Source organism: Yoonia sp. 72, assembly GCF_034652275.1.
Classification (GTDB): Bacteria; Pseudomonadota; Alphaproteobacteria; order Rhodobacterales; family Rhodobacteraceae; genus Yoonia.
Genome location: NZ_JAXIWG010000002.1, coordinates 594550 through 611167, shown reverse-complemented (window position 1 = coordinate 611167; position 16618 = coordinate 594550). Strand labels below are relative to the sequence as shown.

Here is a 16618-nt window from a genome sequence, read left to right as displayed (position 1 = left end):
GGGGCAGGTCATGGTCAGCAAGAAACGGATCTGGGGATGGATGGCGTTCGATTGGGCGTCGCAGCCCTTTTACACGCTTGGGCTAACCTTTATCTTCGGCCCCTATTTCGCGGTCGTCGCCGCACAGTATTATCTGGGCACAGGGCTGGAGGAATCCGCCGCCAACGCCCGCGCGCAATGGATCTGGTCCGCAGGCCAGACCGTCGCAGGGCTGCTCATCGCCTTCAGTGCGCCGTTTCTTGGGGCCTTTGCCGACCGGTCAGGGCGCAAGATCCCGTGGATCGCCTTTTTCTCGGTCGTTTACGTGGTGGCGACTTGGATGCTGTGGGGGCTGACGCCGGATGGCGCGTCGCTGATCCTGATCCTGATCCTGTTCTATGTGGGCTTTATCGCCGCAGAAAGTGCCTTGAACTTCGTCAACGCGATCCTGCCGTCCTTGGGCAATGACCGCGAGGTCGGGCGCATCTCGGGGTCGGGTGCTGCGTTCGGCTATTGGGGCGGGGTGGTGTCGCTGTTCCTGATGCTGCTGTTGCTGGCGGAAAACGATCAGGGCGTCACCCTGCTTGGCAATGCGCCGCTGTTCGGGCTGGACCCTGAGCTGCGCGAAGGCACGCGGTCGGTCGGGCCGTTCATCGCGATCTGGTATGTGATCTTTATCATCCCGTTCTTTCTTTATGTCCGCGACGATCCCAATGCCGTGCGCCAATCCACCGACATGCGCGCCGTCGCGGGCGAGCTGATGGATACGCTGCGATCCGTCGTGAAGCGCAAAAGCCTGCTGAATTTCCTGCTGGGGTCGATGTTCTATCGCGACGCGCTGAACGCGGTCTATGCATTTGGCGGGGTCTATGCGGCACTGGTGCTGCAATGGCAGACGATCCAGATCGGCGTGTTTGGCATCATCGCGGCCATCGCGGCGGCTATCGTGACATGGCTTGGCGGCTTGGGCGATGCACGCTATGGCCCGAAACCCGTGATCAAAGCCTGCGTCTGGGTGCTGATCGGCGTGTCGGTCATCATCGTCGGCATGTCGCGCGAGGCGATCTTTGGCATCCCGCTGCCCGAAGGGTCCCCCATCCCCGATCTGGTGTTCTATTTCTGCGGCGTCTGCATCGGCGGGGCGGGTGGTGCGCTTTATGCCTCATCGCGCTCGATGATGGTGCGGCATACCCATCCCGACCATCCGGCCGAGGCATTCGGCCTCTTCGCCCTGACCGGCAAGGCCACAGCATTCCTTGCGCCCGCGCTGATCACGATCTTCACGATCATCACGGGCAGCAACCAATTGGGCTTTTTGCCGATAATCTTCCTTTTCATGATCGGGCTTTTCTTGCTACGCTATGTCAACAAGAACGGAGATCGTGACGCATGGTCCGCATTGCCGCAGCACTCATCCTGAGCATGGGGCTGGCCGCCTGCCAGCCGGATGAAACCCCCGCACCACGGGTCGAGGTGATGCAGAACGCAGGTGACACCCGCGTGGCAAAAGCGCTGTTCGGCGCAGCCCCGCGCCCCACCGCGCAATCGCCCGCAGCCTTGGGCGGCTATTCGCAAGGCTGTCAGGCCGGTGCGGTCGCCCTGCCCGAAACCGGCCCGACATGGCAGGCGATGCGCCTGTCGCGCAACCGCAACTGGGCGCAGCCGATCACCGTGGATTATGTGCAGGACCTCAGCCGGTTTGCGGCGACCTTGCCGGGCTGGAACGGCCTTTATGTCGGCGATCTCAGCCAGCCGCGCGGCGGGCCGATGCTGACAGGCCACGCCAGCCACCAGACCGGCCTTGATGCCGATATCTGGATGCTGCCCGCCACGCGGCTGGACCTGACCCGCGCCGAGCGCGAGGCGATTTCGTCGATCTCGATGCGGCGGGCCAATGGTGCCTATGTCAACAGCGACTGGACCCCGCAGCACGAGGCGCTGATCCGCGCCGCGGCCTCTGACCCGCGCACCGCACGGATTTTCGTGTTTCCGGGGGCCAAGGTCGAAATGTGCAACAACGCCACCGGCGACCGCAGCTGGCTGAACAAGGTCCGGCCTTGGTACGGGCATCACTATCATTTCCACGTCCGGCTGAACTGCCCAGCAGGGGATGCGACCTGCGTCGATCAGGCCCCGCCACCGCCCGGTGACGGCTGCGCCGAAGCGCAGGAATGGGTGAACAACATCATCAACCCGCCCCCGCCGCGCCCGCGCGATCCCAATGCCCCTCCCGTCACGCCCCGCGGCGAACTGACGATGGCGAGCTTGCCCGGTCAGTGTCTGGCTGTTTTGAACGCCGAGTGATTGCAGTAAAGCGATCTTAACCCTGTAAACCTATGGTCGGTGCTATGCCGGCCACAGTGAAATGATCCCGCCTTGCGCCTGACTTATCTTCTGGCTGCCCTCTGGCTGGCCCTGCCTGCCCGGTCAGAGGCAGTGTTGATCGGCAGCCATCACTGGACGCTGGACGATCCGCGCTTTGGCGGCTTTTCCGCGATAGAGGTGTCCGACGACGGGGCAAGCTTTGTCGCGCTCAGCGACCGGGCGGTGTTCATCACTGGCAACTTCGCGCGAACGGACGGACAGATCACCGGCATCACGGCGGGGCGCATCGTCACGATGACAGGTCCGGGTGGGCGCGCCTTGACCCGCGCCGAAAGCGACAGCGAAGGGATAGCCATTGCCCCCGATGGGACGATCTATGTGTCCTTTGAATGGATGCACGGCATCCGCAGCTTTGCCGTCATTGATGCGCCGGGGTCGGACCTAATGACGACACCGGCGTTTGACGGGATGCAGGCAAACGCATCGCTGGAAGCTTTGGCCATCGACAGCCATGGCGCGCTTTACACCATCCCCGAACGGTCGGGCGCCGCGACGCTGCCTTTCCCTGTTTACCGGCTGGCCGATGGCCTCTGGGACCAGCCTTTCGACATACCCCGTCGGGGCGCGTTTCTGGTGGTCGGCGCGGATATCGGGCCGGACGGGCGGCTTTATGTGCTGGAACGCGATTTCCTTGGCATCGGGTTCCGCAGCAGAGTGCGGCGGTTCGACATGACCGGCGGCAATGAAGAGCTGGTGCTGCAAACGCGGGTGCGCGCACATGACAACCTCGAAGGGATCAGCATCTGGCAGGACGATCAGGGCCTGCGGATGACCCTGATCTCGGACGACAACTTCCGCGCCTTTCAACGGACCGAGATCGTGGAATACCGGTTGACGGACTGACAGGCGGGCGTTAGGTCGCGCTGTCCCCTTTGGGGGCCAAGTGCCGCACCCTTGTCAAAACGGAAACATTCAAATGACACGCATCCTTCCCGGCGTTCTCGCCATGGCCGCCATCGTCGTGGCCTCTAACATCCTTGTGCAATTCCTGATCCTTGACGGCCTTCTGACATGGGGGGCGTTCACCTATCCGCTGGCCTTCCTCGTCACCGATGTGATGAACCGCGTCTACGGCACGCAAGCCGCGCGCAAGGTCGTGTTTTCAGGGCTGGTCGTCGGGATCGTCTGTTCGCTGATCGGCAGCCAGATCATGCTGCAAGGCGACGGGTATGAATACCCCGCTGTCGCCATCCGCATCGCCATCGGGTCGGCGACCGCCTTTCTTGTCGCGCAGATGCTGGATATCGCTGTGTTCAACCGCCTGCGCGACGGGTCGTGGTGGAAAGCACCGCTTGGCAGCACGCTGGTCGGGTCCACCGTGGATACGGTGATCTTCTTCTCCATCGCGTTTTCGGCGGCGTTCAACGGGCTGTCTGCCGCGGCAGCGGATGAAGTCATCTGGGCGCAGGACGCCGTGCCGTTCCTGAACGCAGGGCCGCTCGTGCCGCTCTGGGTCTCGCTCGCCGTGGCGGATTGGGGGGTCAAGCTGACCATCGCGCTGCTGGCCCTGTTGCCATTCCGCCTGATTGTTGGGCGTTTGCAGCGGGCGTCAATATAAACGCGACCTGTGGTATATTTTTACTTGAAATATACCAAATCTGTGCGAACCTCAGAGTATCGAAACATTTGAAAGGAGGTGATCCAGTGCATCATGAAGTTCTGGAGACGTGTGGCGGGACAACTTGGGGGGCGCGCAGCTAAGGCAGCCCTTGGCTGAGTTAACCCCAAGGTGGAGATCCTAACCGACCCACCTCCGACATTCAGGAAAGGGCTATCCAGACCGGATAGCCCTTTTTCCGTTGAAAGCGTAGCTTTCGACGTCTGCGGGTAAGCGTTTGGCGCAACCAAATGCGGCCGCACCCCCAAATAGAACGAGCCCCGTCATGACCCTGCGCATAACCGACCAGATCACCATCGCCGATTGGGAGCTGACGGAAAGCTTTGCCCGCGCGTCGGGTCCGGGCGGGCAGAACGTGAACAAGGTGTCCACCGCGGTCGAATTGCGGTTCGAGGCGGAACGGTCTCCCAACCTGCCCGATCCGGTGAAACGGCGGCTGCGGCGGCTGGCGGGGCGGCGCTGGACGAATGACGGGGCCATCGTGATCTTTGTGCAGGACACCCGCAGCCAGGCCCGCAACCGCGACATCGCCCGCGAGAGGCTGGCCGAGCTGGTCCTGTCCGCCACCGTGGTCCCCAAACGCCGCGTCGCCACGAAACCGACCTACGGGTCGGTCAAGCGGCGGCTGAAAGAGAAGAAGGTGCGCGGGGAAGTGAAGGCGATGCGGGGGAAGGTGGATGAGTGAGGGGGGACGCGTTTTGCGCTCTTCTGCATGGCGTTAGCTTTGGACTGCGCTGCAAAAGTGCGAAATCTGCGCTTCGACTAGACCTGCCATACCTCAAGGCGCGCGATTCGCTGAAATAAGATCGCAATCACCGATTTCCGCCAAAGTTCGCGCCTAAAGTAAATTAGCGCGCCGCTAAATAAGCGCGGCCTTACACTCTTGACGGGTGTTCGCCGTTGTGGCATTATTGCAATAACGGGTTATTGGGGTTCGCCATGTCGCGCATTGAGGACATTATTCAGGCAGAGCAAAAGCGGCTTGAGACGGTCTTAAGGGCTGCCTTTGAAGCTGGTGAGGAGCACGCTAAGTCGCACATGCTGTCATTGCTTTCGGGGAATACTACGAAATCTGGAAGAGTGGACACCTCTCATGATGAAAATGATGATCGTAAGCGCGCGCCACGCGGATTACCGCGCAAACTCGTGCAACGAGTGTTAGCCGAAAACGAGATTTTTGGTTCGTCACCGCAGGACATCGAAAGCGCCGCGGTTACAGAGTTCGAAAAAATGATTGCAGTCTCCACCATTCGGGGAGAACTTCGTAAGGGCCTCAAGGAAGGGCTTTACATCGAGAAGGACGGCCTTTGGTATCTTGGTAAGAGCGCAGGCAGCGCCAGCGATAGCCATGATATACTGGACGATTTAATTTAAGGAGAATGGAAGTGCGTTACAACGTTATAATAGATAGCCCCTGTTAGCGACGCTACCCTGCATTGCAGGCTAACAGGGGAGAACGAAAAAAGCCGATCCTCTCGGATCGGCTTTCTTGGTAGCTTATCCATCGCGAAGCGCGGCAGAAAACTGATGTGGTAGTCATGTTTCTCACAAATCGCGCTTCGTATCAACAATAATCCTGAATCAAGGAGATACGGGCATGGGGCATAAATTCCCTCCCGCGCCTCCCGGTAAGCGTTGGATCTTCCGTCCGTGGAAGACTGACCCTAAAACCGGGGAAAAGGTGTATGCAAGCCGCTTTGGTAAGCGCGCTTGGCCGATCCTCGTCGACGACGAGTAATCAAGGGGGGCGGCAAGACTAGCGTTTTGCCGCCTTTAAACCACAACCTCCACCCGCTCCTGCTCCCCCACCCCGAACACGCGCTTATAACGTGCGATCTCATCAAGAGGCCCCATCGCCTTGTTGGGGTTGTCGCTCAGCTTGACCGTGGGCCGGCCGTTGGCGCTCACCGCCTTGCAGACAAGGCTGAACGGCGCCAGCGCGTCGCCCTTCACCAAGCCTTTGAAATCATTGGTCAGCATCGTCCCCCAGCCAAAGCTGACCCGCACCCGTCCGGCGAATTGCTGGTGCAGTTCGATGATCTTGGCCACGTCCAGCCCATCGGAAAAGATCACCAGTTTCTGGCGCGGGTCCTCTCCGCGTGACTGCCACCAGGCGATCGCCGTCTCGGCCCCCGCCGCCGGATCGCCGCTGTCCACGCGGATGCCCGTCCAGCCCGCCAGCCAGTCGGGGGCGCGGTCCAGAAACCCCTTGGTCCCGTAGGTGTCGGGCAGGATGATCCGCAGGTTGCCGTCGTGTTCCTCCTGCCAGTCGGCCAGCACCGCATAGGGCGCGTGGCGCAGGGCTGCGTCGCTGTCGGCCAGGGCTGCATAGACCATGGGCAGTTCGTGGGCATTGGTGCCGATCGCCTCGATCTCGCGCTGCATGGCGATGCGGCAGTTGGAGGTGCCGGTGAAATTGTCGCCCAGCCCTTCCATCATCGCCTGCACGCACCAGTCCTGCCACAGATAGGAATGCCGCCGCCGCGTGCCGAAATCCGCCAGCCGCAAGTCGGGGATGTGGCGCAGGTCCTCGACCTTTTCCCACAGCTTCGTCATGGCGCGGGCGTAAAGCACCTGCAGCTCGAACCGCCCCATGCCTTTGAGCACGGCACGGCTGCGCAGTTCCATGATAACGGCCAGCGCGGGGATTTCCCACAGCATGACCTCGGGCCATGATCCCTCAAACGTCAGTTCATACTGCCCGTCGATCTTTTCGAGGTGATAGGGCGGCAGCGACAGGTTCTCGAACCATTCCATGAAGGCGGGGGTGAACATCTGCCGTTTGCCGTAAAAGGTATTGCCGCGCAGCCACGTGCTTTCGCCCCGCGTCAGGCGGAGAGAGCGGATATGGTCCAGCTGTTCGCGCAATTCGCCTTCATCCACCAGATCGGCCAGCCGGATGGATTTGGTCCGGTTGATGAGGCTGAAGGTGACCTGCGTGTCGGGGTGGTTGCGGAACACCGACTGGCACATCAAGAGCTTGTAGAAATCCGTGTCGATCAGCGAGCGGACGATCGGGTCGATCTTCCATTTGTGGTTCCAGACGCGGGTGGCGATATCGACCATGATGTTCCCCTGTAGGTTTGGGGTGTTAGACCAAGGCCGGCGCGCAAGGGCAAGGGTTAGCTGCGCGCCAGTTTACGCGAGACACGGCGCTGGTGGATGTTCTTCCCATGCTTCTTCATCTGCCAGAACAGCCAGGCGCGGATGCGCCAGTCGAGGGGTTTCAGTCCCGTCAAAAGTTCAGGAGGCGTCTCGCTAACGTCGTGATATGCCGCAAAGCGCAGACAGCGCCGGATCAGCGCCCAGCGCTCGGGCGACCTCGTGCCAAAATACTGCTGGTTGCGCTGGAACGTGCGCAAGTGGCATTGCGATTCTATCCGTTTCGCGCCGCCACAGGTCAGTTGCGGCGCGGTGTTTTCAGGGACAAGGTAATTCCGGCTATAGATACAACCGGGCTCTGACTCGAACCATGCTCTGCGCCCCTGACCATAAAGTCGAAAGCAATAATCGGAGTCCTCGTCTAGCGTCTGATCGGCAAAGATCGGTCCAAGATCATCAAAAACCTCCCGTCGCATCCAGAATCCTTGGCTGAATGCCGGCAAGCGCGTGAGGATCGGCACATTGTCCGGTACCATCCCGGTCGCAATATCTGGCGTCTGACTAGGTCGCGCCGTTTCTAACGCCTGTCCGATCCGTGCAATCTCGGCCCGTCTTGCGAAACCCCAAGCCGCCCCACTGTGCCTTGCCGCCGCCACGACCCGCGCCGGATAGTCCGCGACCATCACGTCGTCATCGTCAAGGAACATCACAATGTCGCCCTTGGCCTGCGCGATCCCATGGTTGCGCGCGCCTGCGGCACCTTTGTCGCCAGTGTTCGTCGTGATCCGCAGACGCGGGTCGGTGACCTCGTCCAAGGCTGTCTGGGCTGTGTCGGACCTGTCGTCGATGACGAACACCTCGCCATCCTGCGGGCAGGCAGTCAAGGCTGATGAGACCGCCCGCTGCAGCAAGGCGGGGCGGTTGTAGGTCGGGATGATGATCGAGACCGTCATTGCAGACCGACGCCCGCGGCCTGCATATCCGCCTTGGCCCGCGCCAAGGACCCATCGAAATCGATCGCACGGCACAGATCCATCCGCACGGTGACGGCGAACCCCAGCTTTGCCGCATCAAGCGCGGAATAGGCCACGCAGAAATCCGTGGCCAACCCCACCAGCGTGATCCGGTCGATGCCGCGCGTACGCAAGTAACCTTCCAGCCCCGTGGGCGTCGTCCGGTCGTTTTCGAAGAACGCGGAATAGCTGTCGATGGCCGGATTGTGCCCTTTGCGCAGGATCAGATCGGCGCGGTCCACCGTCAGGTCGGGATGGAACTGCGCGCCAAGCGACCCTTGGATGCAGTGGTCCGGCCACAGAACCTGCGGACCATAGGGCATGTCCATCATGCTCATCGGTGCCGCGTCATGGCTGGACGCAAAAGACGAATGCCCCGCCGGATGCCAATCCTGTGTCAGCACGACTACGTCGAAATCGGTCATCGCCGCGTTGATGCCTGCGACCACCTCGTCCCCACCGGAGACAGCCAGCGCACCGCCGGGGCAAAAGTCTTTCTGGACATCGATCACGATCAGGGCGTGTGTCATGCTGCGGGTCCTCTGCAACCTGTGGTTCGTGCGCAATCTGCCATTGTTTCGCTGCGAGCGAAACCCGAGGGCTTGCGCACAGGCCGCAATTTTCCTATCGGCAGCGTCTTTGCAGGGGGCAGCATGGCAACGCTCGGGATCGATTTCGGCACGTCGAACACAGCGGCGGGTGTGATGGCGGCGGGTCGTCCGCATCTGATCGCCGTCGAACCCGGACGCACGACCCTGCCGACATCGGTGTTTTTCGACCCTGATCGCAAGGTCACGCTTTATGGGTCCGCCGCCAACACCGCCTTGATCGACGGTCGCGAAGGCCGCTTCATGCGGGCGCTGAAATCGGTCTTGGGCACGCCATTGCTGCGCGAACGGCGCATGATCGCGCATGAACGCCTGACCCTGCTGGAGGTTGTCGCGCGGTTTCTGGCGATGATCCGCGAAAGGGCGCAGGCCGAGACAGGCCAGACCTATGACGACGCCTTGTCAGGCCGCCCCGTGCGGTTTCACTCCGCCGACCCCGCCCGCGATACGCAGGCCGAGCTTGACCTGCGCGAGGCCTATCTGCTGGCCGGTTTCCGCGATGTGACCTTCATGTATGAACCCGAGGCAGCGGCGCTGGCGGCGGGCCCGCTCGACAAAGGTGCATTGGGGCTGGTCGTCGATATCGGCGGGGGTACGTCGGATTTTTCGATCTTCGCGCGTGACGGTGCAGCCACGCAGATCATCGCCAGCCACGGCGTGCGCGTCGGCGGCACCGATTTCGACCGCGCGCTGTCCGTGGCGCAAGTGATGCCGCTCTTGGGGCGCGGGGCCGAGATCATCAATGCCATCGGCGACGGGCGGCATGTGGCGCCCAATGCGATCTACAACGATCTGGCGACATGGCAGAAGATTCCCTTCGTCTATACGCCCGAAAACCGGCGCATGGCGGCGGGGTTTGCAAAGCTCGGCGTCGATCCCGCCCTGTTCGCGCGGTTGCAGACCGTGCTGGATATGGAACTGGGCCATGACATCGCCTTTGCGGTGGAAGCTGCCAAGATCAGGCTGAACGCCGCAGATATGGACCAGACCGGCATCGATTTGCGCTTTATCACCGCCGATCTTTGGGTACCGACCGCCAAGGCCGCGATGGACGCAGCCCTTGCCGACCATATCGCCGCGATCAGGGGCTGTGCTGCCGAGACGCTGGCGCAGGCCGGAATCGCCCCCGACCGGATCGCCAAGATCGTGTTTGTCGGCGGGTCCAGCCTGCTGCAAGGCGTCGAAGGCGCGATGACCCGTCTTTTCCCGCAGGCGACCCTTGAACGCAGCGAGGCGTTTACCGCCGTCGCCGACGGGCTGGCGCTGGCGGCGGGTCCTTCTTAACCCCCCCTCTTGAACCCCTTGGCAGGCAGGCGTAATCCAAGGCCTATGTACATCGTCGCCGCCCTTTACCACTTTACCCGCTTTGCCGACCCCGCCGCCCTGCGCGGGCCGCTGCTGGACCTGTGCCGCGCGCGCGGGATCAGCGGCACGCTGCTGCTGGCGGGCGAGGGGATCAACGGCACCATCGCCGGCGACCGCGCGGGCATCGACGCGGTGCTCGCGCATATCCGCGCCTTGCCCGGCTGTGCGGATCTGGAATGGAAGGAAAGCACCGCCGCGGACGCCCCGTTCCACCGCATGAAAGTCCGGCTGAAGCGTGAAATCGTCACCATGGGCCAGCCTGACATCGACCCCGTGTCGCGGGTGGGCCACTACGTCGACCCCGCCGACTGGAACGACCTGATCAGCGCCCCCGATGTGGCCGTCATCGACACGCGCAACGATTACGAGGTGGCGATCGGCACTTTCGACGGTGCAATCGACCCGCAGACCAAAAGTTTCGGCGAATTCCCCGCTTGGTGGGAAGCCAACAAGCACCGTTTCCACAACAAGCGGATCGCGATGTTCTGCACCGGCGGCATCCGCTGCGAGAAATCCACCAACTATCTGATGGGCCAAGGGGTGGAAGAGGTCTATCACCTCAAGGGCGGCATCCTGAAATATCTCGAAGAAGTCCCGCAGGACGCCAGTAAATGGGACGGCGAATGTTTCGTCTTTGACGGGCGCGTCAGCGTCGGGCACGGGCTGGCCGAGGGGCCGCATATCCTGTGCCACGGCTGCCGCCGCCCGCTGCTGCCCGAGGACCGCAATCATCCCGCCTATGAAGAAGGCGTCAGTTGCCATCACTGCGTGGACGAGACGACCGAAGCAGATAAGGCCCGTTTCCGCGAACGGCAAAAGCAAATCGCCTTGGCAAAGGACCGTGGGGTCCGGCATATTGGCGGGCTTTGATCGCAAGACAGCGCTGGCGCTGCTGATCGGTCTGGCGGGCGGGGTGGTGGCCTATTTCATCGGCCTGCCGCTGCCGTGGATGCTGGGGCCGATGATCGCCAATGTCGCCGCCGCCATGCTGCGCGCGCCGGTCAAGGGACCAAGCGGATTGCGCAATATCGTCGTGCCGGTGATCGGCGTTTTGCTCGGGTCGGGTGTCACGGCAGAGCTGTTCGGGCTGATCTCGACTTGGGTGCTCACGCTGCTTCTGCTGCCGCCGTTCCTGCTGGCGGCGGCGGGGGTGTCGTTCCTGATCTACCGCCGCGTCGGTGGCTATGACCCCGTCACCGCCTATTACGCCGCCATGCCCGGCGGTTTGAACGAGATGATCCTGCTGGGGGGGGAGGCTGGCGGCAGCGAACGCCAGATCGCCCTTGCCCATGCCGCGCGGGTGATGATCGTGATCGTCTTTGTCGCGCTGTTTTTCGGGCTGGTGCTGGGGGTCACGGCAGGTGGCACGGATGACACCAGTTGGACAGCCCTCGACGCGCTGACCCTGCGCGATTACGCCGTGCTTGGCCTTTGCGCCGTTGCGGGCGCATGGCTGGGCAAGATCGCGCGCCTGCCCGCTGCCCCCGTCTTTGGGCCTATGATCCTGAGCGGGATCGCGCATTATACGGCCCTTGTCACCGTGCCGCCGCCCAGCCTGTTTGTCATCGCGGCCCAAGTCACCATCGGCACCGTGATCGGCACCCGCTTTGTCGGGGCAAAGCTGGCCGATCTGCGGCGCGAACTGGGGCTCGCGGCGCTGTCTTCGGGGATCATGCTGGCCATCGCCGTCGCCTTTGCCGAGGTGATTGTGCTGGCGGACGGCATGCCGCTGGCGCAGGCGTTTCTGGCCTATGCGCCGGGCGGGCTGACGGAAATGTCGCTGCTGACCCTCGCGATGGGGCAGGATGCGACCTATGTCTCTGTCATCCACGTCATCCGCATCACGCTGGTGATCGCTGTTGCACCCCTTGTTTTTGCCGTGATCCGCAAACGCACCCTTTGATTGGAAGCCTTGATGTTCAAACATTTGCCCGACGCCCCCTTGGCGGACAAACGCCCGACGACAGCGACCGTGCATGGCGTCACCCTGCACGACGATTTCGCATGGCTGCGCGCGGACAACTGGCAAGAGGCGATGCGCGATCCCGCGAAACTGCCCGCCGATATCGCGGATTACCTGCGCGCCGAGAATGCCTATTACGACACCGCCATGGCCGACACTGCCGACCTGCAAGCCACGCTGATCGCGGAAATGCGGGGCCGGATCAAGGAAGACGACACGTCTGTTCCGCGCAAGAACGGCGCTTATGCCTATGTCCGGCGCTACAGCGAAGGGGCCGAACACCCCGTCTATATCCGCACCGCCCGCGATGGCGGCGACGAGGTCGTGCTGCTTGACGTGAACGTCGAGGCGGCGGCGCATGAATACTTTGATCTGGGTGCGGTCGCATCCTCGCCCGACCACGGGTTGCTGGCGTGGCAGGCCGATACCACGGGTTCGGAATTCTTTACCCTGCGCCTGCGCGATACCGCCACCGGGCAGGACAGCGCCACGCTGATCGCGGATGTGGGGTCTGTTGCATGGGCGGATGAACGCACGCTGTTCTATGTCCGCGTTGATGCCCAGCACCGCCCGAACAAGGTATTCCGCCACACCATCGGCAGCGATCCGGCGGATGACGTGCTGGTCTATGAAGAAAAAGACCCCCGCTATTTCGTGGGCGTCAGCCGGATGCGGTCGGGGGCCTATGTCCAGATCGCGACCGGGATGAACGACGAGAACGAGGTTTGGGTGATCCCCACTGCCACGCCAGATGCCGCGCCCCGACTGATAGAGGCGCGCACCGAAGGTCTGGAATACGAGATCGACCATCAGGGCGATCACTTCGTCATCCTGACCAACGCCGACGGCGCGGTGGATTTCAAGATTGTCACCGCCCCCATCGCCACGCCACAGCGCGCGCATTGGGTCGATCTGGTGCCCTACCGCGCGGGGCGCATGGTGATCGGGCTGGCCGCTTATCACGACTGGCTGATCTGGGTGGAACGCGAAAACGCGCTGCCGCGCATCTGCTATCAGGGGCCTACGGGTGCTATGCAAAGCATCGCCTTTGACGAAGAAGCCTATGCGCTGGGGGCCGACCCGAGTGCGGAATATGAAACGGATATGTTCCGCTTTACCTACTCATCGCCAACCACGCCGTCACAGGTGTTCGATTTTGATCTGGCCACAGGTAATCGCGTTCTGATGAAACAGACCGAACTGCCCAGCGGCCACGAACCTGCCGATTACGTCACCCGCCGGATCATGGCGCGATCGCATGACGGCGCGCTGGTGCCGGTCACAATCCTGCACCGTGCGACGACCAAACTGGATAGCACAGCACCTTGCCTGCTTTATGGCTACGGCTCTTACGGGGCCTCCATGCCCGCAGGCTTTTCCGCCAACCGCCTGTCGCTGGTGGATCGCGGGTTCGTCTACGCTATCGCGCATGTGCGCGGCGGCGAAGAGAAGGGCCGCGCGTGGTATGAGGACGCGAAATTCGGGCGCAAGGTCAACACCTTCCACGATTTCATCGGTGCCGCCGAGGCGTTGATCGCCGAAGGCTACACCGGCAAAGGCCGGATCGTCGCGCAAGGCGGGTCTGCAGGCGGGCTGCTGGTCGGTGCGGTGGTCAACATGCGCCCCGACCTTTGGGCCGGCATCATCGCCGACGTGCCTTTTGTCGATGTGCTGACCACGATCCTTGACGACACACTGCCCTTGACCCCCGGCGAATGGTCGCAATGGGGCAATCCGATCGAAAGCAAAACCGCCTTTGACGATATCCGCGCCTATTCGCCCTATGACAATGTCACCGCACAGAATTACCCTGCGATGCTGGTGACAGCAGGCGTGTCCGACCCGCGCGTGACCTATTGGGAACCGGCGAAATGGGTCGCCAAGCTGCGGATCACCAAGACGGATGACAATATCCTGCTGTTGAAAACCAACATGTCCTCGGGGCATTTCGGCAAGACGGGGCGGTTCGCCGCGCTCGAGGATGCGGCGCGGTCCTATGCGTTTGCTTTGAAGGCGGTGGGTCGGGGTTAACCCCGACCTACCTCAATGTGCAGACCGTAGGGCGGGGTTCACCCCGCCACACTAAAAGTCCAGATTCTCGACGTTCAGCGCATTGGTCTGGATAAACTCGCGCCGCGGTTCGACCACATCGCCCATCAGCTTGGTGAACAGATCATCGGCCTCGGCCACATCCTCGACCTTGACCTGCAACAGCGTGCGCGCATCTGGGTCGAGCGTGGTTTCCCACAACTGGTCGGGGTTCATCTCGCCCAAACCTTTGTAGCGTTGCAACGACAGACCCTTTTCGCCTTCTTCGAGAATGGCGCGCAACAGGTCCAGCGGGCCATGAATCAGCTGGCTGCGGTCCTTGCGGACCAGCGTCGCGGGCAGGTTGTACACATCCTGCAGGCTTTGGGTGAAGGTCCCTGTGCGCCGCGCCTCGCCTGAGCGGAGCATGGTGCCATCCAGCGTGCGCACCTCTTCCACGCCGCGCAGGATACGGGCCAGACGCATGCCTTTGTCCTGCGTGATCCGGCCTTGCCAGCCGCGTTCCCATTCCAGCGCAATCAGGTCAAGGCGCTGCGCCACGCGGTCTGCGGTGCCTTGCAGGTCGTTTTCCACAACGCCGGGCACAAATGCGCCTGCGATGGCCGCCTGTTCAAGGATGTGGCGGGGGTAATGGGTCGGAAACGCCTCCAGCACGCGTTTGAGCTGGCGGGCTTCTTCGACGATGCGGCGCAGGTCGGCACCGGCGATTTCCTCGCCATTGCCTTGGCGCAGCATCGCGGCCTCGATCCCCTGTTCGATCAGGTATTCGTCCATCGCGGCCTGATCTTTCAGATAGACCTCGGACCGGCCACGGGTGACCTTATACAGCGGCGGCTGCGCGATGTAGAGATGCCCGCCTTCGATCAGTTCGGGCATCTGCCGGAAGAAGAAGGTCAGCAACAGCGTACGGATATGCGCGCCATCGACGTCGGCGTCGGTCATGATGATGACTTTGTGATAGCGCAGCTTGTCGATGTTGAATTCATCGCGTCCAATGCCGGTGCCCAGCGCCATGACAAGGTTGCCGATTTCCTGAGACCCCAGCATCCGGTCAAACCGCGCGCGTTCCACGTTCAGGATCTTGCCCTTCAGCGGCAGGATCGCCTGCGTGCCACGGTCGCGGCCTGTTTGGGCGGACCCACCGGCGCTGTCACCCTCGACCAAAAAGACTTCGGTCTTGGACGGGTCTTTTTCAGAACAATCCTTGAGCTTTGAGGCGTTGAAATTGACATCCATCGCCGATTTGCGGCGGATCTCGCGGGCCTTGCGAGCGGCTTCACGGGCAGCGGCGGCCTCGACGATCTTGGAGATGATGGATTTCGCGGTCGCAGGGTTTTCCTCAAACCATTCGTTCAGCTTTTCGCCCATCAGGTTTTCGACGGCAGGGCGCACTTCGGAGCTGACCAGTTTATCCTTGGTCTGGCTGGAAAACTTCGGATCGGGCACCTTGACCGACAAGACACAGGTCAGCCCTTCGCGGGCGTCGTCGCCTGTCAGGGCGATCTTTTCCTTTTTGGTGATGCCGGTTTCGGTCGCGTATTTGATGATCGCGCGGGTCAGCGCACCACGGAAACCCGCCAGATGCGTGCCGCCATCGCGCTGGGGGATATTGTTGGTGAAGGGCAGCACCATTTCGTTATAGCTGTCGTTCCACCACATCGCGACCTCGACCCCGATGTCGTCGCGTTCGCCCACCACATAGATCGGCGTTTCCATCAGCGGGGTTTTCGAGCGGTCCAGATATTTGACGAATTCGCGCACGCCGCCTTCATAGAACAATTCGTTGCGCAAAGGCTCGGCAGGGCGCAAATCTTCCAATATGATCCGCACGCCGGAGTTCAGGAACGCCAGTTCGCGCAGGCGCTTTTCCAGAATGTGGAAATCGAAATCGCGGTTGCTGAAGGTCGCCAACGCGGCAAGGAACGTCACCTCTGTCCCTTTGCGGCCACCCGCATCACCAACCACACGCAGGGATTCCACTGTAAAGCCGCCTTCAAAACGGGCGTAATGTTCCTTGCCCTCGCGCCAGATGCGCAGTTCCAGAAAATCGGACAGGGCGTTCACAACCGACACGCCCACGCCATGCAGACCGCCCGAGACCTTGTAGGAATTGCTGTCGAATTTGCCGCCTGCGTGCAGCTGGGTCATGATGACCTCGGCTGCAGAAACGCCTTCGCCTTCGTGGATACCGACAGGAATACCGCGCCCGTTATCACCCACAGTGACAGAGCTGTCGGCGTTGATCCGCACATAGACATGGTCGGCATGACCGGCCAAAGCCTCGTCAATGCCGTTGTCCACGACCTCATAGACCATGTGGTGCAGACCGGACCCGTCGTCAGTGTCACCGATATACATGCCGGGACGCTTGCGAACAGCCTCTAACCCTTTGAGAACCTTGATCGAATCCGCACCATATTCTTCTTGTTTTTTGTCGTCATCGGCCATTGGGTCAGTCCTGTTCATCTACCCGCAAAATATATGCGGAATGTGCGGGGATGTCACGCGAATGGCACCATATTTTGTGGGTTTCGCC

14 protein-coding genes are annotated in these 16618 nt (G+C 61.8%); 10 read left to right on the top strand and 4 right to left on the bottom strand.

Translation table 11 applies throughout. The annotated features are described in order from the left end of the window. The first annotated feature begins 10 nt into the window (after window positions 1-10). The 6 genes from VCK47_RS11490 to VCK47_RS11465 all read left to right on the top strand — a co-directional run bounded on the left by VCK47_RS11490 (window position 11) and on the right by VCK47_RS11465 (window position 5356). Complete coding sequence (locus VCK47_RS11490) at window positions 11-1399, top strand: MFS transporter (RefSeq protein WP_322891235.1); 1389 nt, start codon at window positions 11-13, stop codon at window positions 1397-1399. Next, a complete protein-coding gene (gene mepA / locus VCK47_RS11485) occupies window positions 1369-2283 on the top strand; it encodes a penicillin-insensitive murein endopeptidase (RefSeq protein ID WP_322891234.1) in 915 nt (304 codons plus the stop codon). The genes VCK47_RS11490 and mepA overlap by 31 nt, the downstream gene beginning before the upstream one ends. Before the next feature lie 72 nt (window positions 2284-2355). Next, window positions 2356-3207 (top strand): esterase-like activity of phytase family protein, encoded by an 852-nt coding sequence (locus VCK47_RS11480; RefSeq protein ID WP_322891233.1) that lies wholly within the window; start codon window positions 2356-2358, stop codon window positions 3205-3207. A gap of 73 nt (window positions 3208-3280) precedes the next feature. Continuing rightward, on the top strand, window positions 3281-3922 hold the full coding sequence (locus VCK47_RS11475) for a queuosine precursor transporter (RefSeq protein WP_322891232.1): 642 nt from the start codon (window positions 3281-3283) through the stop codon (window positions 3920-3922). A 325-nt stretch (window positions 3923-4247) separates the two neighbouring features. Beyond that, on the top strand, window positions 4248-4667 hold the full coding sequence (gene arfB, locus VCK47_RS11470) for an alternative ribosome rescue aminoacyl-tRNA hydrolase ArfB (RefSeq protein ID WP_322891231.1): 420 nt from the start codon (window positions 4248-4250) through the stop codon (window positions 4665-4667). 254 nt (window positions 4668-4921) lie between these two features. Beyond that, window positions 4922-5356, top strand: a complete 435-nt coding sequence (locus VCK47_RS11465; RefSeq protein WP_322891230.1) for a hypothetical protein — start codon at window positions 4922-4924, stop codon at window positions 5354-5356. Window positions 5357-5755: 399 nt separating this feature from the next. Here the strand turns inward: VCK47_RS11465 and pncB are convergent, their stop codons facing one another. The 3 genes from pncB to pncA are packed head-to-tail and all read right to left on the bottom strand — an operon-like array spanning window position 5756 to window position 8627. Then, the gene (pncB, locus tag VCK47_RS11460; RefSeq protein ID WP_322891229.1) at window positions 5756-7048 is read right to left on the bottom strand and encodes a nicotinate phosphoribosyltransferase; all 1293 of its coding nucleotides are present in this window, start codon (window positions 7046-7048) and stop codon (window positions 5756-5758) included. A 56-nt stretch (window positions 7049-7104) separates the two neighbouring features. Then, a complete protein-coding gene (locus VCK47_RS11455; RefSeq protein WP_322891228.1) occupies window positions 7105-8037 on the bottom strand; it encodes a glycosyltransferase family 2 protein in 933 nt (310 codons plus the stop codon). Next, window positions 8034-8627 carry a bifunctional nicotinamidase/pyrazinamidase gene (gene pncA, locus VCK47_RS11450; RefSeq protein ID WP_322891227.1) on the bottom strand — a complete coding sequence of 198 codons (594 nt, stop codon included), beginning with the start codon at window positions 8625-8627 and terminating at the stop codon, window positions 8034-8036. The genes VCK47_RS11455 and pncA overlap by 4 nt, the downstream gene beginning before the upstream one ends. A 123-nt stretch (window positions 8628-8750) precedes the next feature. Here pncA and VCK47_RS11445 point away from each other — a divergent pair, with 123 nt between their 5' ends. From VCK47_RS11445 to VCK47_RS11430, 4 genes are read left to right on the top strand one after another with little or no spacing between them, the layout of a single operon-like run. Continuing rightward, a complete protein-coding gene (locus VCK47_RS11445) occupies window positions 8751-9989 on the top strand; it encodes an Hsp70 family protein (protein WP_322891226.1) in 1239 nt (412 codons plus the stop codon). Window positions 9990-10034: 45 nt separating this feature from the next. Beyond that, complete coding sequence (locus tag VCK47_RS11440) at window positions 10035-10940, top strand: rhodanese-related sulfurtransferase (protein WP_322891225.1); 906 nt, start codon at window positions 10035-10037, stop codon at window positions 10938-10940. Continuing rightward, window positions 10912-11973, top strand: a complete 1062-nt coding sequence (locus VCK47_RS11435; RefSeq protein ID WP_322891224.1) for an AbrB family transcriptional regulator — start codon at window positions 10912-10914, stop codon at window positions 11971-11973. Before VCK47_RS11440 ends, VCK47_RS11435 begins: the two co-directional genes overlap by 29 nt. A gap of 12 nt (window positions 11974-11985) precedes the next feature. Further along, window positions 11986-14064 carry a S9 family peptidase gene (locus VCK47_RS11430; RefSeq protein WP_322891223.1) on the top strand — a complete coding sequence of 693 codons (2079 nt, stop codon included), beginning with the start codon at window positions 11986-11988 and terminating at the stop codon, window positions 14062-14064. A 51-nt stretch (window positions 14065-14115) separates the two neighbouring features. Here VCK47_RS11430 and gyrB read toward each other — a convergent pair whose 3' ends face one another. After that, a complete protein-coding gene (gyrB, locus tag VCK47_RS11425; RefSeq protein WP_322891222.1) occupies window positions 14116-16530 on the bottom strand; it encodes a DNA topoisomerase (ATP-hydrolyzing) subunit B in 2415 nt (804 codons plus the stop codon). Window positions 16531-16618 lie beyond the last annotated feature (88 nt).

Coding starts and splice junctions, on each gene's coding strand:
- VCK47_RS11490 (WP_322891235.1), top strand. CDS start 11: ATGGTCAGCAAGAAACGGATCTGGGGATGGATGGCGTTCGATTGGGCG.
- pncB (WP_322891229.1), bottom strand. CDS start 7,048: ATGGTCGATATCGCCACCCGCGTCTGGAACCACAAATGGAAGATCGAC.
- gyrB (WP_322891222.1), bottom strand. CDS start 16,530: ATGGCCGATGACGACAAAAAACAAGAAGAATATGGTGCGGATTCGATC.
- mepA (WP_322891234.1), top strand. CDS start 1,369: ATGGTCCGCATTGCCGCAGCACTCATCCTGAGCATGGGGCTGGCCGCC.
- arfB (WP_322891231.1), top strand. CDS start 4,248: ATGACCCTGCGCATAACCGACCAGATCACCATCGCCGATTGGGAGCTG.
- VCK47_RS11465 (WP_322891230.1), top strand. CDS start 4,922: ATGTCGCGCATTGAGGACATTATTCAGGCAGAGCAAAAGCGGCTTGAG.
- VCK47_RS11430 (WP_322891223.1), top strand. CDS start 11,986: ATGTTCAAACATTTGCCCGACGCCCCCTTGGCGGACAAACGCCCGACG.
- VCK47_RS11445 (WP_322891226.1), top strand. CDS start 8,751: ATGGCAACGCTCGGGATCGATTTCGGCACGTCGAACACAGCGGCGGGT.
- pncA (WP_322891227.1), bottom strand. CDS start 8,627: ATGACACACGCCCTGATCGTGATCGATGTCCAGAAAGACTTTTGCCCC.
- VCK47_RS11440 (WP_322891225.1), top strand. CDS start 10,035: ATGTACATCGTCGCCGCCCTTTACCACTTTACCCGCTTTGCCGACCCC.
- VCK47_RS11455 (WP_322891228.1), bottom strand. CDS start 8,037: ATGACGGTCTCGATCATCATCCCGACCTACAACCGCCCCGCCTTGCTG.
- VCK47_RS11475 (WP_322891232.1), top strand. CDS start 3,281: ATGACACGCATCCTTCCCGGCGTTCTCGCCATGGCCGCCATCGTCGTG.